General features: G+C 69.5%; 10 protein-coding genes. 3 read left to right on the top strand and 7 right to left on the bottom strand.

What is annotated here, in order from left to right:
* Nucleotides 1-4 precede the first annotated feature (4 nt).
* A complete protein-coding gene (locus ACFVU2_RS02265) occupies nucleotides 5-2,143 on the top strand; it encodes a S9 family peptidase (protein WP_387870422.1) in 2,139 nt (712 codons plus the stop codon).
* A gap of 165 nt (nucleotides 2,144-2,308) precedes the next feature.
* Here ACFVU2_RS02265 and ACFVU2_RS02270 read toward each other — a convergent pair whose 3' ends face one another.
* The 6 genes from ACFVU2_RS02270 to ACFVU2_RS02295 form a co-directional block, all read right to left on the bottom strand.
* The gene (locus ACFVU2_RS02270) at nucleotides 2,309-2,806 is read right to left on the bottom strand and encodes an RNA polymerase sigma factor (RefSeq protein ID WP_387870425.1); all 498 of its coding nucleotides are present in this window, start codon (nucleotides 2,804-2,806) and stop codon (nucleotides 2,309-2,311) included.
* Nucleotides 2,803-3,558, bottom strand: coding sequence for a hypothetical protein (locus tag ACFVU2_RS02275; protein ID WP_387870427.1), 756 nt, complete (start codon nucleotides 3,556-3,558; stop codon nucleotides 2,803-2,805). Before ACFVU2_RS02275 ends, ACFVU2_RS02270 begins: the two co-directional genes overlap by 4 nt.
* Nucleotides 3,559-3,595: 37 nt before the next feature.
* Entirely contained in the window at nucleotides 3,596-3,850 is a 255-nt protein-coding gene (locus tag ACFVU2_RS02280) for a hypothetical protein (RefSeq protein WP_387870429.1), read from the bottom strand.
* A gap of 100 nt (nucleotides 3,851-3,950) precedes the next feature.
* On the bottom strand, nucleotides 3,951-4,280 hold the full coding sequence (locus tag ACFVU2_RS02285) for a hypothetical protein (RefSeq protein ID WP_387870431.1): 330 nt from the start codon (nucleotides 4,278-4,280) through the stop codon (nucleotides 3,951-3,953).
* A 17-nt stretch (nucleotides 4,281-4,297) separates the two neighbouring features.
* Nucleotides 4,298-5,410, bottom strand: a complete 1,113-nt coding sequence (locus tag ACFVU2_RS02290) for an Ig-like domain-containing protein (protein WP_387870434.1) — start codon at nucleotides 5,408-5,410, stop codon at nucleotides 4,298-4,300.
* 439 nt (nucleotides 5,411-5,849) lie between these two features.
* The gene (locus ACFVU2_RS02295; protein WP_387870436.1) at nucleotides 5,850-6,674 is read right to left on the bottom strand and encodes an aldo/keto reductase; all 825 of its coding nucleotides are present in this window, start codon (nucleotides 6,672-6,674) and stop codon (nucleotides 5,850-5,852) included.
* A gap of 54 nt (nucleotides 6,675-6,728) precedes the next feature.
* On the opposite strand from ACFVU2_RS02295, the gene ACFVU2_RS02300 reads away from it, so the two are divergent.
* Nucleotides 6,729-7,271 carry a type 1 glutamine amidotransferase domain-containing protein gene (locus ACFVU2_RS02300; RefSeq protein WP_387870439.1) on the top strand — a complete coding sequence of 181 codons (543 nt, stop codon included), beginning with the start codon at nucleotides 6,729-6,731 and terminating at the stop codon, nucleotides 7,269-7,271.
* A 3-nt stretch (nucleotides 7,272-7,274) separates the two neighbouring features.
* On the opposite strand, the gene ACFVU2_RS02305 is transcribed toward ACFVU2_RS02300, so the two are convergent.
* The gene (locus tag ACFVU2_RS02305) at nucleotides 7,275-8,237 is read right to left on the bottom strand and encodes a formylglycine-generating enzyme family protein (protein WP_387870441.1); all 963 of its coding nucleotides are present in this window, start codon (nucleotides 8,235-8,237) and stop codon (nucleotides 7,275-7,277) included.
* Nucleotides 8,238-8,377: 140 nt separating this feature from the next.
* Between ACFVU2_RS02305 and ACFVU2_RS02310 the strand changes: the two genes are divergently transcribed.
* A complete protein-coding gene (locus ACFVU2_RS02310; protein WP_387870443.1) occupies nucleotides 8,378-8,659 on the top strand; it encodes a Fe-S cluster assembly protein HesB in 282 nt (93 codons plus the stop codon).
* The last annotated feature ends 148 nt before the right edge of the window (nucleotides 8,660-8,807 follow it).

Below are 8,807 nucleotides of genomic sequence, written 5' to 3' on the forward strand. Positions count from 1 at the left end.
GCACATGCTCACCCCGCCGACCACCGCGAAGAAGCCGACCGAACGCGTCCACCACGGAGACGTGTACCTCGACGAGTACGAGTGGCTCCGCGAGAAGGACGATCCCGCGGTCCTCGCGCACCTCCACGAGGAGAACGCGTACACCAACGCGCGGACCGAGCACCTGTCCCTGTTGCGGGAGCAGATCTTCGAGGAGATCAAGGGACGCACGCGCGAGACCGACCTGAGCGTACCGGTGCGCGAGGGCGACTGGTGGTACTACACCCGCACGGTGGAGGGTCAGCAGTACGGCATCCACTGCCGGGCGCCGATCGCCTCCGCCGACGACTGGAACCCTCCGGCGCTCGACGACACGGCGCAGGTGGAGGGCCTCCCCGGCGAGCAGATCCTCCTCGACGACAACGTCGAGTCCGAGGGGCACGACTTCTACGCGCTCGGCAGCTTCGACGTGAGCGCCGACGGCACGCGACTGCTCTACGGTGTCGACACGGAGGGCGACGAGCGTTACACGGTGCGGGTGCGGTCGCTGACCGCCGACGGCGCCGTCTTCCCCGACGAGATCGAGGGCACGGGCGCCGGAGCCCTCTTCGACCAGAGCGGCGAGCACATCTTCTACACGACCGTGGACGACGCCTGGCGGCCGGACACCGTGTGGCGTCACCGGGTCGGCGACGGCCCGGACGACGGCGACGACGCACAGGTGTTCCACGAGCCCGACGAGCGGTTCTGGATCGGCGTGGGGCTGACCCGCAGCCGCCGCTTCCTCGTCATCGAGGCCGGCTCCAATGTCACGAGCGAGGCCTGGCTGCTGTCGTCGGACGACCCGACCGGCGAGTTCACGGTCGTGTGGCCGCGCAAGGACGGCGTCGAGTACGACCTGGAGCATGCGGTCGTGAACGGCCACGACCGGCTCCTGATCGTGCACAACGACGACGCGGTCAACTTCGAGCTGGTCAGCGTGTCGGCCGAGGACCCGCAGGGGCCGCGCAAGACGATCCTGCCCCACAACCCGGCCGTGCGGATCGAGGGCGTGGACGCGTTCCGCGACTTCGTGGCGCTGGAGTACCGGCGCGAGGGTCTCACCCGGGTCGCCGTCGCCTGCATCCCCGAAGACGGCGGATCGACCGACGACACCCTGCACGAGCTCCACTTCGACGAGGAGCTGTTCACCGTCGGCGTCGGCGGCAACCCCGAGTGGACGCAGCCGTCGCTGCGCCTCGGCTACGGCAGCTTCGTGACGCCGTCGAGCGTCTACGACTACGACGTGCGCACCCGCGAGCTCACCCTCCGCAAGCAGCAGCCGGTGCTCGGCGAGTTCGATCCGGAGCTGTTCGAGCAGAAGCGCGAGTGGGCGACCGCGAAGGACGGCACCCGCATCCCCATCTCGCTGGTCTACCGTCGCGACCTGGTCACGCCGGGCGAGCCGGCGCCGCTCGTGCTGTACGGCTACGGGTCGTACGAGGCGAGCATGGACCCGTCGTTCGGCATCCCGCGTCTCAGCCTGCTCGACCGCGGAGTCGTCTTCGCGATCGCGCACGTGCGCGGTGGAGGCGAGCTCGGCCGCCTCTGGTACGAGAACGGCAAGAAGCTGCACAAGAAGAACACCTTCACCGACTTCGTCGAGAGCGCGCGTCACCTCATCGACGAAGGATGGACCTCCCCCGACCGCCTCGTCGCGCAGGGCGGCAGCGCCGGCGGTCTGCTCATGGGCGCCATCGCGAACCTCGCCCCCAAGTACTTCGCCGGTGTGCTCGCCGAGGTGCCGTTCGTCGACCCGCTCACGAGCATCCTCGACCCCTCCCTGCCGCTCACCGTGATCGAGTGGGACGAGTGGGGCGACCCGCTGCACGACGCCGATGTCTACGCCTACATGAAGTCGTACTCGCCGCTCGAGAACGTGCACGAGACGCACTACCCGAAGATCCTCGCCGTCACGAGCCTGAACGACACCCGCGTGCTCTACGTCGAACCGGCCAAATGGGTCGCGAAGCTGCGCGATATCGCCGGTGCGGACGCCCTGCTCAAGATCGAGATGGCGGCCGGCCACGGCGGCGTCTCGGGACGCTACTCCGCCTGGCGCGAGCGCGCGTTCTCCCTCGCATGGATGCTCGACGTGATCGGGGCGCACCCGACCGGGGAGTAGCCCGCGCCCTGCGTCTGTCCTGGGCCGCTGTCACTACCGCGGTCGTTCGGTACGTCTGCGTGGCGGCGACCAGCCGCAAATGTCCCGCAGGACAGCGTTCAAATTGGGATTGCGGTCCCCAGATTCCTACCACTGGACTGTCCACGGTTCTCCTGGGGAATTGGCTCAGGAGAGAAGTGCGCGTAGTCGCACCTTCGCTCGGGCGAATCGAGTGCGCGCGGTGGCCGGCTTCAGTCCGAGCACCGCTCCAGCCTCGGCCACGCCGAGCCCGTCCCATAGGACGAGGGTGACCAACTCCCTGTCTTGATCCTTGATGCGAGACAGGGCTTCTGCGATCTCGTCTTTGTCATGGAGCCTCTGCGGTGCGGTGAGCAGCGCTGTACGAAGTTGGTCAGCGAGCGCCAGCCGACGTACCGTACCGCGTCGGTGGTTCGCCAGGACGCGCCGGGCGACGCCGAAAGCCCAGGCACGCCGAGCATCACCCTCCGTTGGAAGGTCCGGGTGTCTCCTCCAAAGCACAAGCAGCGTTTCCGAGAGACAATCAGCCGCATCCTCGGTCGGCGAGACTCGACGCGCGAAGTAGGCAAGGAGGTCGGGTGCGACGTCCTCGACGAAGTGCTCGAAACCGCTCTGCGTGACATCCGCTTCAGCCTCGGCAGTCATCGGTTCAGCTGCCCAGTGAACGACGTACACGCATCTGCGCTGTAGCCCGATGCGACGGCTGTCCGCTCGCCACTCTCCGCCGCCTCAGCCACGTCGCGGAGGTGAGCGACCACTCCGCCTCCATCAGTCGCGACTGTCGCCGGCCATGCGGTGGACTCCAACAGGACCTCGGCAGCGCGATCACGGGCGATCACGTCTCCGTTATCGTCCGCGTCAATCCAGGTCTTGTACCAAGCGCAACGACCGAACGACTCGAACATGCGCCTGATGTCGGTCTCCTGTGTGAGCACGGACCTAGCCCCGTCGCTGTCTGCATCAGTGACGGCGCCACTGTACAGTTCGTTCACGGTTCGCTCGGCGGCCGCTCGACTCCATCCCTGGGGCAGGACCATCCACGTCGGGTAGGCCGCGCGAATTGCGTCCGGCGCATCGGACGCATTCACGCGGATCCACTCCGACTCATCGACCTCCGAGCCAGACCCGCCGAAGAGCCCGGTGTGCGCCAACCAGCCCGCTGCGCCTGCCGGAACACCCACAGCCCCGACAGCCAACACCAAACCGACTAGCGCGCCGAGGAGAGGACGCCGGCGCCAGAACGGGCGCATCCTTTCCTGTCGTGCCCTAACGCCTGGATCGCGCAACTCATCGACGAGAGACCCCACGGCGGTCAGGGTCGCAGGATCGCGTCCTACGCTGTCCTCGTCAAGGTCTCGAATCTTGCGTTCGAGCTCTGCGTCGGAAATCGTGCTCATACCCCTGACATGTCCCCCCGCACGCCAAACGTTTCAATCACAACGAACTCTTGAAGCGTAGCGACGCGCAACCCGGCCTGGCGTCTCCGGAACTGAGATCGTCCCGTATGCCAAACCGGATCGTCCACGCAGAGTTGGGCAAGGCGGAGACGTAGCCGGTCGGCAGAGACGCCGGATACGCAGGGTTGTCAGCCACGGAAGCCCCCGACGGGATCACGGTGACGGCAAACGCTGCCACGGTGCCGATGGCCGCGGCCAGGCGACGGGAGGAACGGTTCTTGAAGGGGGTCACGCTCGCATGATGAAGCGCCGACGCTCTCCGTTACGCGGATCCCGATATCCGTTCCGAGCGCCTCTCCGGCAGACAGACCGATGTGCTCGCGGGGGACGCGCTATCGACGCACCGGGAGCTGGAGCTGCCGCGCCGGGCGGTGCGACGCGCCGGGCACAGCGATGAAGACCTGGGCGCCCATGGCGATGAGGGCGACCCGTGCCCGCCTCGCCATCGCGGGCGGGACTCCGGCCACGCGGGCGAGTTCGTCGGTGACGAGGGTGACCGCGCCGGTCGGGCCGGTGTGCTCGGCCTCGATGCGGGCGATCTCCACCACGGTCGCGGCGGACATTCCACGGTGAGCGAGCCCGTCGACGACCTCTGGATCGCCGACGCGGCGCTTCACCGCATCGAGCCATTCGCTCGCGCTCGGGAACTCCAGGTGAGGCACGGGTGCACCGGACCCTGCTACCGGACGCGGCGGGTGCGGAACAGTGCCACACCGCCGGCGGAGGTCAGGAGCAGAGCCGCCACCAGGGCGGCGGGACCCCACTGACCGATCTCGGAGCCGGTGTGCGCGAGCGCCGCAGCTCCCTTCGTGGTGTCGGCGACCGGGGCGCTGACGCGCGCGTCGGACCCGGGCGCGCCGGGCTCGGGGGCGGTCGGGTCGAGCGGCGCCGTCTCGACCGGGGTCTCGGGCTCCGCCGGAGCCTCCGGGTCGACAGGGAGTTCCGGGTCGACAGGGAGTTCCGGGTCCACCGGGACCTCCGGGTCGACAGGCGTCGTCGGGTCTGTGCTTCCGATCATCGTGTACGGGCCGCGGTCGAACTCCTTCGGCGTGCCGTCCGTCCCGGTGCTCTCGAACACGAGGTAGACCGGGCCGTTGTCCGGCGTGGGGCTGAGGGTGGCCGACCAGGTGCCGTCGGCTCCGATGACCGCGCTGCCGACGATTATGCCGTCAGTGTCCGTGATCGTGACCGTCTCGCCGACCGGTCCGGTGCCGTTGAACACGGTGTCCGGAGTGATCGTCGATCCCGGCTTCGGGGTCGTCAGCGTCGGTGCGACCACGACCGGAACGGCGAATTTCGTGCCCGCCTCCCACACCGTGCCCGACGACGTGTTGGTGATGAGATCGTCGCCGCTGATGCGGAGCATGGGACCCTTCGCGGTGGCGTTCTTGAAGGCCAGGGCGCCCGGATAGGCGCCGAACCAGGTCTGGCTCGGGAGGCTCGCGTCGCACGGCGCCGCCGTGACCAGCCCCTCCGCACCGGCCGCCGGGCCCTGCAGGCAGATGCCGTCGCTGGAGATCGGACCGACCCCGTCTGCTGCCGGATACGTCCAGATCGGAGCCGCACCCGAGGCGACCGCGGCCTCCAGCTCGGCGGCACCCGAGTAGGTCCCGTACTTCGCGTCCAGCGTGGCGTAGTAGGCCACGCCGGCGAGCGGGCCGGTGACCAGGTTCGTCGGCGTGGCAGCGCTCGCGGGCGCGGCGACGGCGACCGCCGCGGCAGTGAGGCCGAGCAGAGTCGCTCCGGCGAGGGCCACGCGGCCGGCGGGTGTCATCGGGGTGTTGTTCTTCACGTTCTTCTCGTTTCGTCGGGGCCGGGCGGAACGTCGTGAGCACGCGCGGGTGCCTGCACGGGATGCAGGCGTTCAGCGGCCATCGCGGTGTGCGATTCGGGAGAGGGTCCCCCGCCCCGGTCCGGGAACGCATCGGGTGAGCCGGGTGACGGCGACGAGCGAAGAGGTGGCAGACACGGGTGGGGTTGCTTCCACGCTACGAGCGGGCACCCGCCTTCACAGTGGACGAAGATCGGAGTTAAGCACCCGGCCCGCCAATGCACGTATTAGTCAGCGGGTCATCTCCGTAGAGTGCGGGGTCGGAATCGCCAGGCCCGCAACTTCGGCTATCGGGTCGTGCGCAGCCCGCCGATGAACGCGGACGCCGACTCCTTCGCGACGCGACGCGCCGCGGGCATCGTCGCCGCCGGCTGGATCGCCGCCCTCGCCGGGCGTCCTGTCAGCCCAGGTCGTCCGGGTCCTTGCCCGTCCGCTCGCCAGTCTCGAGCGCGGCGATGGCAACCAGGTCGTCGGCATCCAGGCTGAAGTCGAAGACCTCCAGGTTCTCGCGGATGCGAGCCGGGGTCGACGATTTCGGGATGACGACGTTGCCGAGCTGCAGCTGCCAGCGGATGACGACCTGCGCCGGCGTGACGCCGTGCTTCTCGGCCAGCGCGGCGAGGACGGGGTCACCGAGAACACGACCGCGCGCGAGCGGCGACCACGCCTCCGTCACGATTCCGTGGAGGCGATCGTAGCGGCGCACCTCCTCCTGCGGCAGCCACGGGTGCAGCTCGACCTGATTGACCGCCGGGACGACGTCCGTCTCGGCGGCGAGCCGGTCGAGATGGTGGGTGTGGAAGTTCGCGACGCCGATCGACCGGGCCCGGCCCTCCTCCCGGATGCGCTCGAGCGCCCGCCACGCGTCGACGTACTTGTCGTGCTTCGGCGCGGGCCAGTGGATGAGGAAGAGGTCGACCGTGTCGAAGCCCAACCGATCCAGGCTCGCGTCGAACGAGCGCAGCGTCGAGTCGTACCCGTTCTCGGTCCACCACACCTTGGTCGTCACGTACACGTCGTCACGGTCGAGGCCGCTCCGACAGACGCCCTCCCCCACTCCGCGCTCGTTCTCGTAGAACGCTGCGGTGTCGATATGCCGGTACCCGGCCTCGAGGGCGGCGAGCACCGCCTCCACCGTCTCGGCTTCCGGGATCTTGTAGACGCCGAAACCGAGCTGCGGGATGCTGCTGCCGTCGTTGAGAGGAACCTGGGGGATGCTCGTCATGGGTTCATTCTCCCGCTCCCCCGGCGTACGACTGGGTCGAGGTGAGGAGACGACATGACATTGGACGGACGTGCGATCGCATTCCTGGTCGGACCGGAGGGGATCGAGCAGGCCGAGCTGACGGAACCGTGGAAGGCGGTGGTCGACGCAGGCGGCGAGCCCCGGCTGATCTCGAAGGATGCGGGCGAGGTGCAGGCGTTCGAGCACCTGACCCCCGCGGACCGGTTCCCGGTCGATGCCACCCTCGATGAGACGACCGCCGACGACTTCGCTGCTCTGGTGCTTCCCGGCGGGGTCGCCAACGGCGACCAGGTGCGAACCTTCCCTGCCGCCGTGAAGCTGGTGCAGGAGTTCGCGGCCGCGGGCAAGCCGATCGCGGTCATTTGTCACGGCGGTTGGGTGCTGGTGGAGGCGGGCGTCGTCGACGGCCGGCGGCTCACCAGCTGGCCGAGCCTGCAGACCGACTACCGCAACGCGGGTGCTACCTGGGTGGACGAGGAGGTGGTGGTCGACGACGGACCGTTCACCCTCATCTCGTCGCGCAAACCGGACGACCTGCCCGCGTTCAACCGGGAGCTGATCGCCGCGCTCGGCTAGCGGTCACAGCGCGACCGTGCGGAAGCCCGTGTTCGCCATGGACGAGTCCGGCGTGTTCGACGACCGGGCGGCATTGCGGTACCGGTTGCAGTAGGAGTCGTGGCAGAGGAACGAGCCGCCGCGCATCACCCGCTGCGTGCCCGAGGCGGGACCGCGCGGGTCGGTGCCGGGAGACACGGCGTAGTAGCCCGCGTCGTACCAGTCGGCCACCCACTCCCACACGTTGCCGACCGTCTGCCACAACCCGTAGGCGTTCGGTTCGAAGGTGTGGACGGGCGCCGTAGTCAGGAAACCGTCGGCCGTCGTATTCCGATGCGGGAATGCACCCTGCCAGATGTTCGCACGCCAGCCTCCCGGCTCGTCCTCCGCGCCCCCGCGGTCGTCGCCCCACGGGTAGCGCGCGCCGTCCAGCCCACCGCGCGAAGCCGCCTCCCACTCGGCCTCCGTCGGCAGACGCCTCCCGGCCCATTCGCAATAGGCGGTGGCGTCGTTCCAGCTGAGGTGGACGGCGGGGTGGTCGTCCATGCCGTCGATGCCGGAGTGGCGGCCACCCGGATGCCGCCAGTCCGCACCGGCGACTCCGAGCCACCAGGGGGTCTGGGGAGGCTGGCCGAGCACGTCCGCATCGTCGGCCGCGAGGGCGAGGTGGAAGACGGCGGAGTAGCCGAACGTCTCGGCCTCGGTGCGGTAGCCGGTGGCGTCGACGAAGTCGGCGAAGGCGGTGTTCGTCACACTCGTGGTGTCGATGGAGAACGATTCCAGCGTGACCGGGTGCAGCGGAGTCTCGCCGTCGTGCCATCGATCGTCGCCATGGGAGTCGCCCATCGTGAACGTCTGTGCGGGAACCACCGCCTGAGCGATCGCGTGGCGCCCGTCACGGGCGGGAGCGGCGAGGACGGGCTCCGGTCGCGCGCCGAGGAAGAGATCGGTGCGGGACGGCGCGCAGCAGTCGTGGGAGTCCGTCATGGGCTCATTCTGTCGCGGAACCGGCCGCCTGCCGAGCCTTCGTGAGTGTTTCCTGGCAAACCCGCGCTACGGGGTTGCGGCACCGGCGGGGGCGCGGGAACGTGGCTGGCTCCTGGAGCCATCGAACGGAAGGAGAGCTCATGCTCACCCTCACTGAGAACGCCAGCACGATCGTCAAGACCCTCACGGACCAGTCGCCGGCCGACGACGCAGGACTGCGCATCAGCAGCAGCAACCCGGAGCACACGGCCTTCGCCGCCGCGGTGTCCGAGACGCCGGACCCGGCCGACCAGATCGTCGACGCCGGAGGCGCCCGCCTCTTCCTCGAAGAGGGAGCCGCGGCCGCGCTCGACGACAAGGTGCTCGACGCGCAGGTGGACGAGCAGGGCGCGGTCAGCTTCGCCATCGGCGCCCTGGCCTAGAGCCTCCCGCCGCAGCGCGGCGACCCCGAATACGAGAAGTGGGGGGGGCCGCGGGGGGGGGGGGCGCCGGGGGGGCCCGCGGGGGGCGACGGGGGCGGCCGCCCGGGCCAGGGCGCCCGCCGGGGGGCGGCGGGGGGCGGGGGCGCGG

Source organism: Leifsonia sp. NPDC058194 (genome assembly GCF_042883605.1).
GTDB lineage: Bacteria > Actinomycetota > Actinomycetes > Actinomycetales > Microbacteriaceae > Leifsonia.

Coding starts and splice junctions, on each gene's coding strand:
- ACFVU2_RS02270 (WP_387870425.1), bottom strand. CDS start 2,806: ATGACTGCCGAGGCTGAAGCGGATGTCACGCAGAGCGGTTTCGAGCAC.
- ACFVU2_RS02295 (WP_387870436.1), bottom strand. CDS start 6,674: ATGACGAGCATCCCCCAGGTTCCTCTCAACGACGGCAGCAGCATCCCG.
- ACFVU2_RS02300 (WP_387870439.1), top strand. CDS start 6,729: ATGACATTGGACGGACGTGCGATCGCATTCCTGGTCGGACCGGAGGGG.
- ACFVU2_RS02265 (WP_387870422.1), top strand. CDS start 5: ATGCTCACCCCGCCGACCACCGCGAAGAAGCCGACCGAACGCGTCCAC.
- ACFVU2_RS02305 (WP_387870441.1), bottom strand. CDS start 8,237: ATGACGGACTCCCACGACTGCTGCGCGCCGTCCCGCACCGATCTCTTC.
- ACFVU2_RS02310 (WP_387870443.1), top strand. CDS start 8,378: ATGCTCACCCTCACTGAGAACGCCAGCACGATCGTCAAGACCCTCACG.
- ACFVU2_RS02275 (WP_387870427.1), bottom strand. CDS start 3,558: ATGAGCACGATTTCCGACGCAGAGCTCGAACGCAAGATTCGAGACCTT.